The sequence below is a fragment of the Pseudomonas sp. CBC3 genome, from assembly GCF_037967085.1.
In the GTDB taxonomy this organism is placed as follows: Bacteria; Pseudomonadota; Gammaproteobacteria; order Pseudomonadales; family Pseudomonadaceae; genus Stutzerimonas.
In genome coordinates this window covers 318501-334517 of the sequence record NZ_JBANEO010000004.1, presented here as the reverse complement: position 1 = coordinate 334517, position 16017 = coordinate 318501, and the positions used below count along the sequence as shown (strand labels likewise).

The following is a 16017-nucleotide window of genomic DNA, read 5'->3' as shown; positions in this document are numbered from 1 at the left end:
ATGGCTTTCGAAGCGTGCGTTTCAGCCTCAGGAACCATGTTTGAGCCATCCAGTCTATGTACCGTTCACTCGACAGCTGGCGAACCTGGCTTCTGTCGATTCATCGCATCTGGTGCGATATGCCGCTATTCATCAGGCCGTCCGATAATGGCCTGCACAGGATCAAGGAATGAACGCATCACTGGTAATCCTGGCGTTGACTGTCGCCAGCTTTCTTCTCGGTTTTCTGCGCGACCTGTTCATCGCCAAGGCCTTCGGCCTGAGCTGGGAAGCCGACCTGATTTTCGTTGCGCTGATCCTGCCGATGTTCTTCGAGAACTTCCTCGGCCTCGCCCTTCGCGACGCCATGATCCCGTACTTACAGAAGTTGCGCAGTCAATCCCAAGCCCTGTTCGAGACCGTCAGCCGCTGGCTCTATTGGCGCGTGATGGGAATGGGGGCGGCGGTAAGTGCCGTCGCCATCGCAGGCAGCTACTGGATCCTCAATCTCCTGGCGCCCGGTTGGTCCGATGCTCAGGTAGCCACCGGCCAGATCGTGTTCTGTGTAGGTGCAGCGCTGATTGCCGTTCAGGCCGTTCTGTATTGCCAGGGCGCACTCCTCAACATGGATGAGATCTTCATTCTGCCAATGACGCGCACGGTGTTGCTCAACGCCGGTGCGATCATCGGAATTCTGCTGTTCCAGCCCACCGGGATGGTGATCTTCATCGGCATGCTGCTGCCGCAGCTTGCGCTGATCTGGCTGCAGCACAGGCGGATTGTCTATCTGCGTGGAAGTGAAAGCGTTGAAACGGAGGGGCACCGCGGTAGCTTCGGCCTGGCCTTCGCGCCGGTCCTGCTAGCCGCTGGGGCACAACAAGGCTGCATTCTTGCCGAACGGATGTTCGCCTCCTATCTCGACGAAGGCAGCATCACCATGCTGTCTTTTGCATTCCGCATCGTCACCATCCCGCTTACGCTCTACGCGTTGTCAGTGCTATCGGTGCTGTTCCCCCGCTTCGTCTCGAGCTGGAATGACGGTGATTACATTGGCCACGCCGCAGTGATACGCAAAGGGTTGTTGGCCACTCTGCTCTTCCTGGTCCCGGCCACGGTGGTGCTCTGCTCATTTCCGCAGCCCGTGGTGTCGGTGCTACTGGAGCGAGGCCAATTCGGCGCTGCGCAAACAGATGCCACTGCATCGCTGGTGGTTCTCTATTCACTTGGCCTGCCGGCGATGGGACTGGCGCTGTTATGGGGCCGCACCCTGCTTGCTCAGCATCAGTCACGGCTGTTTCTGGTGATCACGCTTGTCAGCTCTGCGCTCACCATCAGCCTCGATGCGCTGCTCTACGGCCCATACGGTGCTGAAGGCCTGGCGTTCGCTTTTTCCAGCGGAGCGGCACTGCAGGCGCTGTTCATGGGGCTATATGTTTATCGTGCATCGCCGACAGGCCTGGCTCCGAGCGTACTCCTACGTTGGATCACCACAGGCGTTACCGTTGCGGCTCTACTGCACTGGCTACCCACGCCGCACGGATTGCTCCAGTTGTGCCTGTACATCGCGTTGATGCTGTGTGCCTTCGCGGCGGGCGTGGTGTTGCTCGGTGAACGGGACCTGTTCAGGCCAAGCTACTGGTCGATGAAGAAGGCCTGACGGTATCGGCTTCGCTCCAGCAGGGAGTAGCCAGGCAGGAATGAGCTTCAGCGGGAGGATCAGGGTGTTGCTCATGAGCAACACCCTGATTTTGGTGAGTGGCGAAGCCAGGAGCTGATCTGGAGCCCGCCCGCTCGAACGAAGCCCCTGTAGGAACCGTTCCGGAGCTACCAGAAACAGCAGCGAAACCTCTCAGTTGGGCTCGGTCTCAGCTTCCTCGTGCGCCTGGCGCAAACGCTCGCGACTGTTCGTGAGGTGCAGACGCATCGCGGCGCGGGCGGATTCAGCATCCTGGCGCGCGATGGCGTCGTAGATCTGCTCATGCTCGCGACCGAGGCGCTGTTGATAGTGCGGCTGGTCATCGTGAGCCAGGCGTGCCGAGTTGAGGCGACTGCGTGGGATGATCGCCGTACCCAGGTGATTCATGATGTCGGTGAAATAACGATTACCGGTCGCCTCGGCAATCTGCAGATGGAACTGAAAGTCCGACACGGCGGCTTCGCTGGAAAGCGCTGCACTCTGCTGCAGCGAATCCAGAAACGCCCGCATCGCCGCCAGCTGCTCCGGTGTTCGGCGTGTCGCCGCCAATCCTGCCGACTCGACCTCCAGGCTGATACGCAGCTCCAAGATCGAAAGCACGTCACGCAGCGTGCCGATGGTCGCCGGATCGATGCGCAGCCCAGTCGTACTCGGCGTGTCGAGCACGAAAGTACCTATGCCATGGCGAGTTTCCACCAGTCCGGACGCCTGCAATCGTGAAATCGCTTCCCGCACCACCGTCCTGCTCACCCCCTGCGCCTGCATGATTGCAGATTCGGTAGGCAGCTTGTCTCCACGCTTGATAACGCCATCGCGTATCTGTTGGGACAATTCGGTCACCAACTCCTGTGCAAGGCTGCGATGCTTTCGGCGAACGCGTGGCTGGATGCTCTGGTTTTCCATGGACACATCGATCTCTTTGAAGCGAAGTAAGCCGTATCATAGCCCAGTAGTTGTACGATAACTATGCGGCGACCCTAATTCTCTGTCCCAACCTTATATCTGAAAACCGCACCGCTCCCAGGCGGCTCCTATACTGATGAAGCCCCCTCTAAGGAGATCGACACCATGCGCCGCATCATTCTCTCCATCGCAGCCGCCGTCGTCAGCATGCCCCTTTGGGCAATGCATTGCCCGATGGACATGGCAAAGATCGACGAGCACCTGAAAACAAATCCGCCAAGCGACCCCGCTACTCTGACCCGAGTCAAAGAGCTGCGCGCCGAAGGAGAGGCGCTGCATAAGGCTGGTGAGCATGAACAATCGCTCGAGGTGCTGGGAGAGGCCCAGGATTTGCTCGGCATAGCAGAATAGCCCTCCGTCTTCACCACCGAGCATCTGCCACATCGGCGGCTGTTCGGTGCGGCTGTCAGATCTCCTCGCCGCCCTCGCCGCCCTCGCCGGTGCAGCGAACCCGTAGTTCCTTGCGATCGAAGTTTTCTTCTCTGCTCAGGGTTTCGTAGCCCTCCGGGCAGACCTCGCGCGCACGCGTCGCGCAGCCCGGTTGTCCCGCAACCTTGGTGCAAGTGAATACATATTCGTCGGTGCCGTCTGCCGGGGACACGGTTTCAATGGCGCTGCAGCCGATCAGCAAGACCGCCGGAGCGAGGATAACGGCGCGTTGCCTGCTTAGGCTATTCATTGATAATTCGGCTCGATGTGGTTGAGCGAGACTGGCCGCCCGGCACCTGCGGCTCGGCGGGCCTCATTGGCTGCTACCGTCAGACGCGGCTCGGGACAAGTACAGCGATCCTTGCGGGTTTTTCGTTGCATCGGGCACTGACGCTAGCGTGGGTCAGGTGCGTCATCCATCTCGGCATTGTCAACGTCGATATCAGGTGTCTCGCGTTCGATGGGGACATCCGACCTATCCCGCGGAGTTTCCAGTTCATTTCCTGGCAGCTCGTCGACGCCCGCCTGGTTATCCGGATTCACATCGGTGCGCCCGGGACTCAACGGTGGCGCAGAACCAGGAATCACCATGCCATCGTCGCCCTCGGCCTGGGCATTCGTACGGGGTTCGTTCAGCGGTTGCTGATCTTGACTATCGACGCTCATCACTCACCTCTGCTGTTGTTCTGTACAGATAAGAGGATTGATGGGCTTCTGCGTTCAAGCAGATAGGTGCCGTTGGTCACTGCAGCCCGCGAGCATTCAGCGGACCGCAGAAACGGAAAAACCGGCTGCAAAGGCCGGTTTCTATCAGCGTGCACATCGTGCTAACCACGTCCATGGTGCCCGGAGCGGGAATCGAACCCGCATACCCTTTCGGATGAGGGATTTTAAGTCCCTTGCGTCTACCAGTTTCGCCATCCGGGCGGGACGGAGCGCGATGCGTGATCGCGGCGCAGGACTATAACCAGCCCCCCGCCCAGGTGCAACCCGAACGGCGCTCGACCACACCAGTTTCCAGACACTGATTGGCGTATCTCTTCAGCGCAGATATTCCTTGCTGATCCTGACTCGGACATCCGTATGTCGTGGCCGCTCTAGTCGAAGCCTCGTGGAGCAGGCAATGTTCTATCGGTGGCGAGTAGTTACCTAGCGTCCACGCTGAATCGCAGACATAAAAAAACCGCAAGCTTGCGCTTACGGTTTCTTTATTAATGGAGGCCGATGTCGGAATCGAACCGGCGTACACGGATTTGCAATCCGCTGCATAACCACTCTGCCAACCGGCCTCAAAACGAAGACGCCGCATACTGCGGCGCCATCGTCAACAAATTGGAGCGGGAAACGAGACTCGAACTCGCGACCCCGACCTTGGCAAGGTCGTGCTCTACCAACTGAGCTATTCCCGCGTCGTCTTGATGACGGGCGCCATTTTATAGTTTCAGCACGCCGCGTCAAGCCTTTGATTAAAAAGTTTTATTTCTTTTCCGTAGGGCTGAGATGAGGCCAGGCGGCCATCAGGTAATTGACCATCGACCACAACGTCAGAGCGGCGGCGACGATCAGCAATGCGTAGCCAAGCCCGACCCAGATGGTCGCCAGTGGCGGGTTGGCCAGCAGGATGATGAGCGCAACCATCTGAGCCGCAGTTTTCCACTTGCCCAGGTTGGATACGGCTACCTGCGCTCGCGCACCCAACTCGGCCATCCACTCTCGCAGGGCTGATACCACGATCTCCCGGCCGATGATGATGGCCGCCGGCAAGGTCAGCCAGAGGTTGGAATGCTCTTCGACCAGTAGCACCAGGGCTACCGCCACCATCAGCTTGTCTGCGACCGGATCGAGGAAAGCACCGAAGGGAGTGCTCTGCTTGAGCTTGCGAGCGAGATAACCGTCCAGCCAATCGGTTACCGCTGCGATGGCAAACACTGCGCTCGACGCCAGATAACTCCACTGAAATGGGAGATAGAACAGCAGGATGATGATGGGTATCAGCAGCACACGCAGCACGGTGAGAATATTTGGAATGTTCATCGATACCACTGATCCGCGGATTTAGAGGGTGATTCTACTCACTGTGCAGAGCGGCATAAATCGACTCGGCAAGCTTTTTACTGATACCGGGCGCCTTGGCGATTTCATCGAGACTGGCGCGGCTGAGTTCCTGAAGACCTCCAAAGTGCTTCAGCAGTTCGCGGCGGCGCTTCGGCCCGATCCCTGCCACACCTTCAAGCGTAGAAGTCATTCGTGCTTTTCCACGCCGTGCGCGGTGGCCTGTAATGGCGAAACGGTGGGCCTCGTCGCGAACCTGCTGAATCAGGTGCAGTGCCGGGGAGTCGCCTGGCAAGGTGAATTCATGGGCTGCGTCGTTGAGATACAGCGTTTCCAGACCCGGCTTCCGGGTAACACCCTTAGCCACGCCCAGCAGGATCAGCTCCGGCACGGCGAGCTCCTGCAGCACCTCGCGGGCCATGTTGAGCTGCCCTTTGCCACCGTCAACCAGCAATATGTCAGGCAGCTTTCCCTCCCCCTCGACGGCCTTCTTGAACCGGCGAGAGAGCGCCTGGTGCATCGCCGCATAGTCATCGCCCGCGGTAACGCCTTCGATGTTGTAACGGCGGTAATCGGACTTCAGCGGCCCTTCCGGACCGAACACTACACAGGACGCGACGGTCGCTTCGCCGCTGGAGTGGCTGATATCGAAGCACTCCAGCCGTGTCGGCGGCTCCTCGAGATCCAACGCCTCGGCCAGGGCCTGGAACCGTGCAGCCAGATGCTGACGATTCGCCAAGCGCGCACCCAGCGCCTGCTCGGCGTTGGTCAGCGCCAGCTGTTGCCAGCGTGCGCGCGTGCCGCGAACACGGTGGCTGATGGTTAGCTCCACATCACGCAGCTCTGAAATCGCGTTAATCAGCGTATCGAAGTCTTCATGGACCGTATTGACGATCAGCTCCGACGGTAAATCGCGCTCCATGGAGCCGAGGTAATACTGTTCGAGAAAGGCCTGCAAGACCTCACTGACGCTCTCTTCAATGGCGACCTGTGGAAAGAAATTCTTACTGCCCAGTACTCGTCCGCCACGTACGCTAATCAGGTGCACGCAGGCACCGCCTGGGCTTACGACCGCCGCAACAATGTCGACGTTGCCACTACCGCCTTCCATGCTCTGCTGATCCTGCACGCGACGCAGGATGCCGATCTGGTCGCGGATTTCCGCGGCGCGCTCGAAATCAAGCGCCATCGCCGCTTTTTCCATGTTTTTCGACAGTTCCTCGGCCAGCGCATTGCTGCGCCCCTCCAGAAACATCACGGAATGCCGGACGTCATCGGCATATTCTTCCGGGTCGACCAGATTCACGCAGGGCGCCTTGCAGCGCTTGATCTGATACTGCAGACAGGGTCGGGTGCGGTTGCGGTAATAGCTGTCTTCGCATTGACGCACAAAGAACGCCTTCTGCAGCAAGCTCAGACTTTCGCGAATCGCACCGGCGCTGGGGTACGGGCCGAAATAACGTCCCGGCTCCTTCTTCGCACCTCTGTGGATGCTGAGACGGGGGAAGTCCCCGCTCGAAAGAAATACATAGGGGTAGGACTTATCGTCGCGCAGCAGGATGTTGTACGGCGGGCGCCACTGTTTGATCAGAGTCTGTTCGAGCAACAGCGCTTCGGTTTCGTTCGCCGTGATCGTGGTTTCGATCTGGGCAATTTTGGCCACCAGCGCGGCTGTTTTCGGCGCCTGCCCAGTCTTGCGGAAATAGCTCGCCAGGCGCTTCTTCAGATTCTTCGCCTTGCCTACATAAAGCAGCTTGGCGTCAGCATCGAACATTCGGTAGACGCCGGGACGCCCGCTGCACGAAGCCAAAAATGCGGAGGAATCGAAGCCGCTCATCAATTGATGGTGTCGACCATGCCGTGACGGACAGCGAGCAGCGCCAGCTCGACGTCACTAGTAATCGAAAGCTTCTCGTAGATACGGTAACGATAGGTGTTGACGGTTTTCGGCGACAGGCACAGCTTGTCAGAGATGGCCTGAACCTTCTGGCAGTTCGCGATCATCAGGGCGATCTGGATTTCGCGCTCGGAGAGAAGATCGAAAGGTGAGCCGTTGACCTTGGGCTGGAATGACTTGAGCGCCAGCTGCTGGGCGATCTGCGGGCTGATGTAGCGCTGACCCGCAAAAACCATGCGGATCGCCTGAATCATCTCATCGAGCGCCGCGCCCTTGGTCAGATACCCGGCGGCACCTGCCTGCAGCAATCGCGTCGGGAAGGGATCTTCTTCGCAAATGGTGACAGCGATGACCTTGATATCAGGATGGCTGCGCAGGAGCTTACGGGTGGCTTCGAGGCCGCCGATGCCCGGCATCTTGACGTCCATCAGGACGACATCCGGCTTGAGTTCACGCGACTTCTTGATCGCCGCCTCGCCCGATTCAGCCTGCCCAATCACCTGCAGGCCATCGATATCGGCGAGCATTCGGGAAATGCCTGTGCGTACTAGATCGTGGTCATCGACCACCAGCACCCTAATCAAGCAGACACCTCTTTCAGTGCAAATTCAAAGCTGGCTGACTGCTCGCTTCATAAGCGGCGGACTTTAACAAAAACTCACCGCCTTACCCAGACCATACATCGCAAAATGGCCAGATGACATCACGCCTCTGGCCTAGTGTCAGGAACTCTGCGTGAACGGATAGGCAGGCGTACCAGTCCGATCTATGGTCAACATCGCTCTCGTTACCGGTACCGCTTTTTGTTCGAAAGTCTAATTGCAGCCCTCATCCTGGCTGCCGTCCACCTGCTCGCAGGGCGCCTGCGCGCACTTGGCCATCTGCCTCGTAGCCGTTGGCTTTCGTTGGCCGGTGGCGTTTCGGTGGCATATGTATTCGCTCACCTCTTGCCGGAACTGGCCCGAGGTCAGGAAGTGATAGACGGTAGCGACATCTGGCTACTCAATTATCTCGAGCATCACGCCTATCTGCTGTCATTGCTTGGCCTCGCCACTTTTTATGGCTTGGAGCGCTTGATAACGAAGCACCGGAGCGAGCTGGAGGAACATGAAGAGTCCCATGCCGGGGTGTTCTGGCTGCACATCGCTGCCTTCGCCCTCTATAACGGGCTAATTGGTTACCTGTTGACGCATGGCGCGAATGACAAACCGTACTCGCTGCTGCTCTACTGCGTCGCGATGGGGATGCACTTTCTGGTCAATGACTTCGCGCTGCAAAGCGACCACAAAGATCTGTTCAAACGCCGGGGCCGCTGGGTACTCGCGATGATGCCACTGGCTGGGTGGGGCTTCGGGGCCATGACCGATGTTTCAGAACTGGCCGTTTCGGCGCTGACCGCATTTATTGGTGGCTCGATCATATTGAACGTGCTCAAAGAGGAGCTGCCGGAAGAGCGCAACAGCCGCTTCGGCGCCTTTCTCATCGGCTCGGTCGGTTATTCGCTGTTGTTGCTCGGATTTCAGAATGTCAGCTGACCCGTGACACCACGACTACTCGACATTCGATTCAGCCATCACAACCACGCCGCTCACGTAAGGCACAGGCTGGTTGATGCTGCTGAGCACGGATTCGGGCGGTGCACTCCCCCAGGACTTCGATCAACGCAACGGGTCACCAAGAGACTTTCATGCTTAAAACCTTCGCACTATTTGCTGTCACAGCTGTTGCCGAGATCGTCGGTTGCTACCTGCCTTATCTCTGGCTCAAGCACGGCAAAAGCGCCTGGCTCCTGATACCCGCCGCGTTGTCGCTGGCACTCTTTGCATGGCTGCTGACACTGCACCCGACCGCCGCGGGCCGGGTTTATGCCGCGTACGGCGGCGTTTATGTGGGCGTAGCGCTGCTCTGGTTATGGCTGGTGGATGGCGTTCGGCCAACTCATTGGGATTTGCTCGGCTGTGCAGTCGCCTTCCTCGGCATGGCAATCATCATGTTCGCACCGCGAGCGACCTGAGCTAGAACCGACTTACGGCCGCTCCGCCGCACGCTTAGCAAGCAGCCCCTGATAGAAACGGCACTCACGCTCCAGCGCATCCGCCAGATTGCTTGCCTGCCGGAAACCATGATGTTCTTGCGGATAAAGACGGTACTCGACCGGGATGTTTCTCTGACGAAGCGCCGCCACCATTGATTCGGTCTGTTCGGGAAGCACCACCGAGTCCTGCCCGCCCTGAAAGAAGATCACCGGCACCTTGATCTGCGCCGCATTGTGCAGCGGGGCGCGCTGACGGTAACGCTCGGCATGACGCTGCGGATCGCCGATCAGCCAGTCCAGATAGTCCGCCTCGAACTTGTGCGTGACGCGCCGCAACGCGAACGGGTCGCTGACACCATAAAGACTGGCGCCACCACTGAAGCCGGCATCGGATGCCAGCGCGCGGAGCGAGGTAAAGCCGCCGGCGCTCGAACCGCGAATGAAGGCGCGGGCCGGATCGATCTGCCCGTCCTCAGCCAGCGCACTGACGGCGGCGCGTGCATCTTCCACGTCGACAACACCCCATTGCCCACGCAGCCGCTGCCGGTAAGCGCGACCGAAACCGCTGCTGCCTCGGTAGTTGATATCGGCCACGGCAAATCCTCGCTGGGTCCAGTATTGAATCCGCGGATCGAATACCGGATAGCAGGCCGACGTCGGCCCGCCGTGCAAGAAGATCACCAGCGGTGGGCGCTCGCCGTCCAGGCTCCGGCAGTTGGCATTGCGCGGCGGATAGAAGAATGCGTGAGCAGTTTCGTCACGCCCGGTGACGAAACTGAACGACAGCGGATGCGACAACGCGTCGGTCGATAGCGGCTGCTCGCCACCCACGATGATGTCGGCCTGGCCGGTTCGCCGGTCTATGGCCAGCACCGCTGGCGCGCGATCGACGGCTGCGGCGATGCAGTAGTAGTTCCGATTATCGGCGGCCAGCTGCCGGCACCGGCTGAATGCCATCGCCAGTTGGCGCTCGCAGCCCCCGGCGTCCCGCTCGAACAGCAGGCCGTAGCCGTCGACCATGCGCGTCAGTAGCAGGCCGCCTTCGGCAAGCGGCAAATAGCTATTTGTGCCCAACTGCCACGGGGCGGGCGCATGGTCGAATGCCAGCTGCGCCGGGCCAACCGCATCAGGCCCGGACTCGCCATTCGCAGACGTGAGCGCCGGGACCAATCGGCCATCCTGCTCCCGCCAGGGCTGCCACCAGCCTGCTTTGTCGCTCAGGCAGTAAAGCGTGCCATCCGATGCAAAGCGTGGTTGTTGCAGGGATTCATCACCTTCGCGTCCGGCCAGGCATTGCGGCGTCTGCCATGTGCCATCGGTGTCGCGCTCGGCCATCCAGAGGCTGGTTGCGGTCCAGGGTTGCTCGGGGCGCTGCCACTGGATCCAGGCCATGCGCCGGGCTTCGGCATCGAGCGTTGGCGACGAGTAGAAGTCTGCACCTTCGGCGATAACGCTGCGCTGGCCGGCACTCAGCGAGAAACTGACCAGCCGATGCTCCACGCGCTCGCCGGCCTGGTCCTCCTCGACCGCCACGATGGCGGCATGCTGAGAATCGAACTGCAGATCACCGTAGCGACAATCGGGCTGCTGCGTGAGTGCAAGGGGCTCGTGTGCGTCGTCCGCGATGGTCTGCAGATGGATCTGCTGATCCTTCTCATTGACGAACGCAACGCCTGCATCCGTCAGGCAGAAGGCTCCGCCACCATATTCATAGACCCGGCTGCGAAGCGATACGTCTGGCGGCGTCACACAGACAGCCCGCCCGTCTCGCCAGTACCAAAGGGTGCAGCGAGCATCCGTTGGCTGATACTCGATCCAAAACAGCCCGCCGTGCCCTGCCCTGAGCTCGGCGAAATCTCGGCTCGCCGAGGCGGCTTTCTCGGCAGTCCAGTCACTGGGCCAGAAGCCGTATGGGATTTTGTTCATCGTTCGGTTGGCTCCGGTCGGCGGTAACGTAACGGTCTCAAACTTTGAGGATCAGCCGCGATGCCTTCTCGTTGCGGAAGGTCAGCTCATCCAGCCCGCGCGGCGTCTGCTCGGCCTCGGTGCGCGCGGCGAGAATTACGCTGTGATGGGCGGATTTGCTGCACACCGGGTCGGCATTCGCGGCATCGCCAGTAAGCATGAAAGCCTGGCAGCGACAGCCGCCGAAGTCCTTTTCCTTCTCGTCACAGGATTGGCAAGGCTCAGGCATCCAGTCGAAACCGCGAAACTTGTTGAAGCCGAACGGGTGCTTCCAGATCTGCTCAATGCTCTGCTCGCGCACGCTGGGAAAGCTGATCGGCAACTGACGCGCGCTGTGGCATGGCAACGCAGTGCCGTCGGGCGTGATGTCGAGAAACAGGTTGCCCCAGCCGTTCATGCAGCCCTTCGGCCGCTCTTCGTAGTAATCGGGCGTGATGAAGATCAGCTTGCAGGGGTGATTTTCGGCGGCCAACTTGTCGCGCCACTGGTTGGTGATGCGCTCGGCACGAACCAGCTGCTCCTTGCTGGGCAGCAGCCCGATACGGTTGAGTTCGGCCCAGCCGTAGAATTGACAGGTGGCGAGTTCAACGAAGTCCGCTTCCAACTCCAGGCACAGCTGGATGATGCGTTCGATATTGTCGATGTTGTGCCGATGGGTGACGAAGTTGAGCACCATCGGATAGCCGTGGGCTTTCACCGCACGCGCCATGGCCAGTTTCTGCGCGAAAGCCTTCTTCGAGCCGGCCAGCAGATTGTTCACCTCTTCGTCGGCGGCCTGGAAACTGATCTGGATGTGGTCGAAGCCAGCGTCGGCGAACGAGGCGATCTTCTCCTCGGTCAGGCCGATGCCCGACGTGATCAAGTTGGTGTAGTAGCCAAGGTCCCGCGCCGCCTTGATCAGTTCAGCCAGATCCTGACGAACCAGCGGTTCACCTCCCGAGAATCCCAGCTGTGCCGCGCCCATTTCGCGCGCCTGGCGGAATACTTCAATCCATTCGGCAGTGCTCAGCTCGTCATGGCTGCGGGCAAAATCCAGCGGATTCGAGCAATACGGGCACTGCAACGGGCAGCGATAAGTCAGCTCGGCAAGCAGCCATAGCGGCGGACCGGGTTCGAAGCCCGGCTTAGCGAAGCTCGATCCAGAACCGCTCAACGGCTACCTCCAAGAATGCGACGATATCCTCTTCGATCCCTTCCGCCTCGGGATAGCGCACCTGCAGATCGGCGACGATGGCGCCGACGGTACGAGCGCCGTCAACTTCAGCCAGTACCGCGGCGGCGCTCTCGTTGAGTTTGATCATGCCTTCGGGATAGAGCAGCACGTGGCATTTCTGCACAGGTTCCCACTGGAAGCGGAAGCCGCGGCGCAAGGCAGGGATCTGGGTCAGTTGGATGTCACTCATGGTCCGTTGTCTCGCCAGTGGGACAGGCGGTGGCTTAGCCTGGTTGGTGAATCGAATCGTTTGAGCGGGCTTCGTGGTGGGCTGAAGCCCACCCTACTACCGAAGCGAAGCGCCGCCGGCCCGAACTACCGAAGTGTCAAAACGTAATGCCGTTGTGCCAGACGCGCTCGCGGGTCACGGTGTGGTACGGCGGGCGGTCCAGTTCGTAGGCCATGCTCATGGCGTCCAGCATGCTCCACAAGACGTCGAGTTTGAATTGAAGAATGTTCAGCATGCGCTCCTGACTCTCACGAGTGGTGTAGTGCTCGAGCGTGATGCGTAGGCCGTGTTCGACGTCGCGGCGCGCTTCTTTCAGGCGCTTGCGGAAATAGTCGTAACCGGACGGATCGATCCAGCTGTAATGCTGCGGCCAAGCATCCAGGCGCGACTGATGGATGGTCGGAGCGAAGAGTTCGGTCAGCGAGCTGCTCGCCGCTTCCTGCCAGACCGCACGACGCGCGAAGTTGACATAGGCATCCACCGCAAAACGTACGCCCGGTAGCACCAGCTCCTGCGACAGAACCTGTTCGCGATCGAGCCCCACGGCTTCAGCCAACCGCAGCCAGGCTTCGATGCCGCCCTCCTCGCCGGGCACACCATCATGGTCGATGATGCGCTGTACCCATTCGCGCCGGGTATCGCGATCCGGGCAGTTGGCCAGGATCGCAGCATCCTTCACCGGTATGCACACCTGGTAGTAGAAGCGGTTCGCTACCCAACCCTGAATCTGCTCACGGGTCGAGCGGCCTTCGTACATGGCGCGGTGGAACGGGTGGTGGATGTGGTAGTAGTCGCCCTTGGCGCGCAGCGCCTGCTCGAACTCAGCGCGGGTCATGGCTGGCAGGGTCATCGCGGCTTCCTTTGCTGTTCCCGCTGCGGCAATGCACAACGCGGGAAGGGTTGCTCTCATAGGGTGCGCTCTGCGCACTACAGCTCGATGCTCATGCCATCGAAGGCTACTTCGATGCCGTGCTCGTCGAGGGTTGCACGCTCGACCGAGTCTTCATCGAGGATGGGATTGGTGTTGTTTATGTGGATGAGGATCTTGCGAGCCGCCGGCACCCCATCGAGCACCTCGATCATGCCGCCGCGGCCGCTCTGCTGGAGATGGCCCATCTCGGACCCGAGCTTGGTTCCCACTTCACGCACACGCATTTCGTCATCGCGCCAGAGCGTGCCGTCGACTAACAGGCAATCGGCGCCGCGCATCAGTTCCAGCAGCTCGGGGCTGACTTTGCCCAGCCCCGGTGCGTAGAACAGCTCGCCGCCGGTGTTGTGATCCTCGATCAGCAGGCCGATGTTGTCGCCCGGATGCGGGTCGTTGCGATGCGGCGAGTATGGCGGTGCGGCGCTGCGCAGCGGAATTGGCGTAATTTCGAGATCTGGACAGGTCGGAGTGCGGAAGCTGCTTCCCAGTGCAATGGGGTTCCAGCGCAGGCCACCATTCCAGTGTTCGAGCATCTTGAACAGCGGAAAACCGGTCGTGAGGTCCTGATGAACCATCTCGGTACACCAGACTTCATGGGGGCAGCCTTCACGCAGCGTCAGCAAGCCGGTGGTGTGGTCGATCTGGCTGTCGAGCAGGATGATCGCGCCGATTGCCGTATCGCGCGGCGCACGTGCCGGCTGCAGGGCGGGAAACGACTCCAGCTGCACACGGATGTCCGGCGAGGCGTTGCACAGTATCCAATGCTCGCCATCATCACTGATGGCAATGGATGACTGGGTACGCGCCTGTGCGCGCAAGGTGCCGTTACGCAACCCGGCGCAATTGGCGCAGTTGCAGTTCCACTGAGGAAAGCCGCCGCCCGCAGCAGAACCGAGAATCTGGATGAACATTGCAGTCCTTTAAAACGAAGCCCCGGCCTGGGCCGGGGCGAATAATCAGCGGTTGGCGAAGTACATGGTCACTTCGAAACCGATACGCAGGTCGATGAAAGCAGGTTTAGTCCACATGGTTCGATCCCCTCTATTTACGGCTGCGGATTGGCCCGACAGCCTATTGAACACCCTAGTCCACTGAAAAGCAGAATGGCACAGAAGGAGACAACGCAGCGTCCGGGTAGTGCCCAGCGCGTCGCCTCGTCATCGGCGGAACACCTCTAGCGGAAGTGCCGGTCCAGCTCAGCGTCATCAGACAGCTTCGGTGCCTTGTCTCTAAGAATCGCTGCGATTGCAGTCACGTAAACGTTCGCCTCGGCAATCGCTCCACCGACGAAAAACCGTTAGGCTGCTCATGGAAACGCCACCGAGATTGTTTCCACTCACTTTTCGTTATGCAGGCGTGTAGATGAAAGAAAACTGGTCGGCCTTCCCCTGGGTCTGCTTCGCCATGTGCGTGGGTGTGATGGGCACAGCGCTCATTTCGCCGCTTTATCCGCTGTACCAGCAGGCCTGGCAGTTGCGTACCAGTGACGTCTCGCTGATTTACGTGGTTTACATGGTGGGCGCGCTGTTCGGCCTGCTGTTCATGGGGCGCCTGTCGGACACGCTGGGCTTTCGCAAGGTGATGCTGGCCGGCCTGCTGCTGGGTTGGGGCGGCACCCTGCTGACGATGCTCGCGTGGGATCTGTCGACCTTGAACATGGGTCGCTTCGCGGTGGGTCTGTCGTCCAGTCTGATCGTCACCAGCGCCACGGTCGGACTGGTACAGATCTCGCGCGACGGGGCTTCGCAACGGATATCGATGATCACCAGCTTCCTGCTCGCCTTTGGCTTTGGTCTGGGTCCGATAACGGGCGGCATCACCGGTCAGTGGCTACCGAACCCGCTGATGGTGACCTACGTACCCTCACTATTGTTGGGTGTGCTGGCGGTGTATGCCTTGATGCGCGTGCAACTAAAACCGCATACAGATGAATTGGCGACCGCATCGCCGAGCTGGCGAACCTTCATGCCGCGCCTGGCCTGGACGGGCCGCAGCGATTCGCTGGCGTTCACGCTCACCTGTGCCTGCCCGTTCTTCGCCTTCGGTGTGTTCGGTATCTACGCGTCGATGGCCCCGCTATTTCTGGAGAAGATGCTGCCTTGGCATGGGCCGGTGGTGAGCGGTACATCCATCGGCGTCATCCTGCTGGCTTCGGCCATGATGCAGCTGGCGTGCGCCAGGATGAGCCTGCGTTGGTGCGGATTTCTCGGCTTGCTGGCGGTCGTGCTCAGCAACGCCATGCTCGTGCTCAACTTCAAGCTCGGATCGCCCATCGTGTTCATCGTCGGTGTCTGCGCCGCGGCAGCAGGACATGGCATGTGCCTGCTGGCCGGCATCAGCATGGTCAACCGCATCGCCACACCAACCGAGCGCTCAGGGCTGATTTCGACCTACCTGGTTTGCGGCTACGTCGGCAGCATCGCGCCCTTGATCGCCGCAGGCTGGATTGCCGACCACCACGGCCTGCCGGCAGCGATCACGCTGCTGGGACTATGCGTGATCGTGATCGCCTCGCCGCTGGCAATCTGGTTTTTCCGGCATCCACGGATGCGGTTGGCCTGAACCGCCGCGCCCTCAGACTGCCGGTCCGTCGTGCAAGAACGCCACCGCGGTAGTGGCGTTCCTGTCAGC

17 protein-coding genes and 3 tRNA genes are annotated in these 16017 nt (G+C 60.1%); 5 read left to right on the top strand and 15 right to left on the bottom strand.

Annotated elements, in window-relative coordinates:
• The first annotated feature begins 169 nt into the window (after positions 1 to 169).
• Positions 170 to 1636 (top strand): murein biosynthesis integral membrane protein MurJ, encoded by a 1467-nt coding sequence (murJ, locus tag V6943_RS18285; protein ID WP_340554958.1) that lies wholly within the window; start codon positions 170 to 172, stop codon positions 1634 to 1636.
• A 192-nt stretch (positions 1637 to 1828) separates the two neighbouring features.
• On the opposite strand, the gene V6943_RS18280 is transcribed toward murJ, so the two are convergent.
• Positions 1829 to 2578, bottom strand: coding sequence for a FadR/GntR family transcriptional regulator (locus V6943_RS18280; RefSeq protein ID WP_131648988.1), 750 nt, complete (start codon positions 2576 to 2578; stop codon positions 1829 to 1831).
• 165 nt (positions 2579 to 2743) lie between these two features.
• Between V6943_RS18280 and V6943_RS18275 the strand changes: the two genes are divergently transcribed.
• Positions 2744 to 2989: a hypothetical protein gene (locus tag V6943_RS18275; RefSeq protein ID WP_131648852.1), complete on the top strand. Its 246-nt coding sequence runs from the start codon at positions 2744 to 2746 to the stop codon at positions 2987 to 2989.
• A gap of 55 nt (positions 2990 to 3044) precedes the next feature.
• Here the strand turns inward: V6943_RS18275 and V6943_RS18270 are convergent, their stop codons facing one another.
• The 8 genes from V6943_RS18270 to gacA all read right to left on the bottom strand — a co-directional run bounded on the left by V6943_RS18270 (position 3045) and on the right by gacA (position 7600).
• On the bottom strand, positions 3045 to 3317 hold the full coding sequence (locus V6943_RS18270; RefSeq protein ID WP_340554957.1) for a hypothetical protein: 273 nt from the start codon (positions 3315 to 3317) through the stop codon (positions 3045 to 3047).
• Between the two features lie 143 nt (positions 3318 to 3460).
• Positions 3461 to 3733: a hypothetical protein gene (locus V6943_RS18265; protein ID WP_340554956.1), complete on the bottom strand. Its 273-nt coding sequence runs from the start codon at positions 3731 to 3733 to the stop codon at positions 3461 to 3463.
• A gap of 174 nt (positions 3734 to 3907) precedes the next feature.
• A tRNA-Leu gene (locus V6943_RS18260) sits at positions 3908 to 3994 on the bottom strand.
• 288 nt (positions 3995 to 4282) lie between these two features.
• Positions 4283 to 4356, bottom strand: a tRNA-Cys gene (locus tag V6943_RS18255).
• 44 nt (positions 4357 to 4400) lie between these two features.
• Positions 4401 to 4476 (bottom strand) — tRNA-Gly (locus V6943_RS18250).
• A 67-nt stretch (positions 4477 to 4543) separates the two neighbouring features.
• Positions 4544 to 5101 (bottom strand): CDP-diacylglycerol--glycerol-3-phosphate 3-phosphatidyltransferase, encoded by a 558-nt coding sequence (pgsA, locus tag V6943_RS18245; RefSeq protein ID WP_131648855.1) that lies wholly within the window; start codon positions 5099 to 5101, stop codon positions 4544 to 4546.
• Between the two features lie 34 nt (positions 5102 to 5135).
• The gene (gene uvrC, locus V6943_RS18240) at positions 5136 to 6956 is read right to left on the bottom strand and encodes an excinuclease ABC subunit UvrC (protein WP_371924032.1); all 1821 of its coding nucleotides are present in this window, start codon (positions 6954 to 6956) and stop codon (positions 5136 to 5138) included.
• A complete protein-coding gene (gacA, locus tag V6943_RS18235; protein ID WP_131648857.1) occupies positions 6956 to 7600 on the bottom strand; it encodes a response regulator transcription factor GacA in 645 nt (214 codons plus the stop codon). Before gacA ends, uvrC begins: the two co-directional genes overlap by 1 nt.
• A 219-nt stretch (positions 7601 to 7819) precedes the next feature.
• On the opposite strand from gacA, the gene V6943_RS18230 reads away from it, so the two are divergent.
• Both V6943_RS18230 and V6943_RS18225 read left to right on the top strand, forming a co-directional pair.
• A complete protein-coding gene (locus tag V6943_RS18230) occupies positions 7820 to 8551 on the top strand; it encodes a hypothetical protein (protein ID WP_340555023.1) in 732 nt (243 codons plus the stop codon).
• Between the two features lie 152 nt (positions 8552 to 8703).
• On the top strand, positions 8704 to 9030 hold the full coding sequence (locus tag V6943_RS18225; protein WP_340554955.1) for a YnfA family protein: 327 nt from the start codon (positions 8704 to 8706) through the stop codon (positions 9028 to 9030).
• 12 nt (positions 9031 to 9042) lie between these two features.
• Here V6943_RS18225 and V6943_RS18220 read toward each other — a convergent pair whose 3' ends face one another.
• The 6 genes from V6943_RS18220 to pqqA all read right to left on the bottom strand — a co-directional run bounded on the left by V6943_RS18220 (position 9043) and on the right by pqqA (position 14414).
• Positions 9043 to 10977, bottom strand: a complete 1935-nt coding sequence (locus V6943_RS18220; RefSeq protein ID WP_340554954.1) for an alpha/beta hydrolase family protein — start codon at positions 10975 to 10977, stop codon at positions 9043 to 9045.
• Positions 10978 to 11014: 37 nt separating this feature from the next.
• Positions 11015 to 12169: a pyrroloquinoline quinone biosynthesis protein PqqE gene (gene pqqE / locus V6943_RS18215; RefSeq protein ID WP_340554953.1), complete on the bottom strand. Its 1155-nt coding sequence runs from the start codon at positions 12167 to 12169 to the stop codon at positions 11015 to 11017.
• Positions 12141 to 12419 carry a pyrroloquinoline quinone biosynthesis peptide chaperone PqqD gene (pqqD, locus tag V6943_RS18210; protein ID WP_131648861.1) on the bottom strand — a complete coding sequence of 93 codons (279 nt, stop codon included), beginning with the start codon at positions 12417 to 12419 and terminating at the stop codon, positions 12141 to 12143. Before pqqD ends, pqqE begins: the two co-directional genes overlap by 29 nt.
• A 136-nt stretch (positions 12420 to 12555) precedes the next feature.
• Complete coding sequence (gene pqqC / locus V6943_RS18205; protein WP_340554952.1) at positions 12556 to 13308, bottom strand: pyrroloquinoline-quinone synthase PqqC; 753 nt, start codon at positions 13306 to 13308, stop codon at positions 12556 to 12558.
• A 77-nt stretch (positions 13309 to 13385) separates the two neighbouring features.
• A complete protein-coding gene (gene pqqB, locus V6943_RS18200; RefSeq protein WP_340554951.1) occupies positions 13386 to 14297 on the bottom strand; it encodes a pyrroloquinoline quinone biosynthesis protein PqqB in 912 nt (303 codons plus the stop codon).
• 45 nt (positions 14298 to 14342) lie between these two features.
• Entirely contained in the window at positions 14343 to 14414 is a 72-nt protein-coding gene (pqqA, locus tag V6943_RS18195) for a pyrroloquinoline quinone precursor peptide PqqA (RefSeq protein ID WP_110660746.1), read from the bottom strand.
• A 334-nt stretch (positions 14415 to 14748) separates the two neighbouring features.
• On the opposite strand from pqqA, the gene V6943_RS18190 reads away from it, so the two are divergent.
• Positions 14749 to 15948 carry an MFS transporter gene (locus V6943_RS18190; RefSeq protein WP_340554950.1) on the top strand — a complete coding sequence of 400 codons (1200 nt, stop codon included), beginning with the start codon at positions 14749 to 14751 and terminating at the stop codon, positions 15946 to 15948.
• Positions 15949 to 16017 lie beyond the last annotated feature (69 nt).

Coding starts and splice junctions, on each gene's coding strand:
- murJ (WP_340554958.1), top strand. CDS start 170: ATGAACGCATCACTGGTAATCCTGGCGTTGACTGTCGCCAGCTTTCTT.
- V6943_RS18280 (WP_131648988.1), bottom strand. CDS start 2,578: ATGGAAAACCAGAGCATCCAGCCACGCGTTCGCCGAAAGCATCGCAGC.
- V6943_RS18275 (WP_131648852.1), top strand. CDS start 2,744: ATGCGCCGCATCATTCTCTCCATCGCAGCCGCCGTCGTCAGCATGCCC.
- V6943_RS18270 (WP_340554957.1), bottom strand. CDS start 3,317: ATGAATAGCCTAAGCAGGCAACGCGCCGTTATCCTCGCTCCGGCGGTC.
- V6943_RS18265 (WP_340554956.1), bottom strand. CDS start 3,733: ATGAGCGTCGATAGTCAAGATCAGCAACCGCTGAACGAACCCCGTACG.
- pgsA (WP_131648855.1), bottom strand. CDS start 5,101: ATGAACATTCCAAATATTCTCACCGTGCTGCGTGTGCTGCTGATACCC.
- uvrC (WP_371924032.1), bottom strand. CDS start 6,956: ATGAGCGGCTTCGATTCCTCCGCATTTTTGGCTTCGTGCAGCGGGCGT.
- V6943_RS18225 (WP_340554955.1), top strand. CDS start 8,704: ATGCTTAAAACCTTCGCACTATTTGCTGTCACAGCTGTTGCCGAGATC.
- V6943_RS18220 (WP_340554954.1), bottom strand. CDS start 10,977: ATGAACAAAATCCCATACGGCTTCTGGCCCAGTGACTGGACTGCCGAG.
- pqqD (WP_131648861.1), bottom strand. CDS start 12,419: ATGAGTGACATCCAACTGACCCAGATCCCTGCCTTGCGCCGCGGCTTC.
- pqqC (WP_340554952.1), bottom strand. CDS start 13,308: ATGACCCTGCCAGCCATGACCCGCGCTGAGTTCGAGCAGGCGCTGCGC.
- pqqB (WP_340554951.1), bottom strand. CDS start 14,297: ATGTTCATCCAGATTCTCGGTTCTGCTGCGGGCGGCGGCTTTCCTCAG.
- V6943_RS18190 (WP_340554950.1), top strand. CDS start 14,749: ATGAAAGAAAACTGGTCGGCCTTCCCCTGGGTCTGCTTCGCCATGTGC.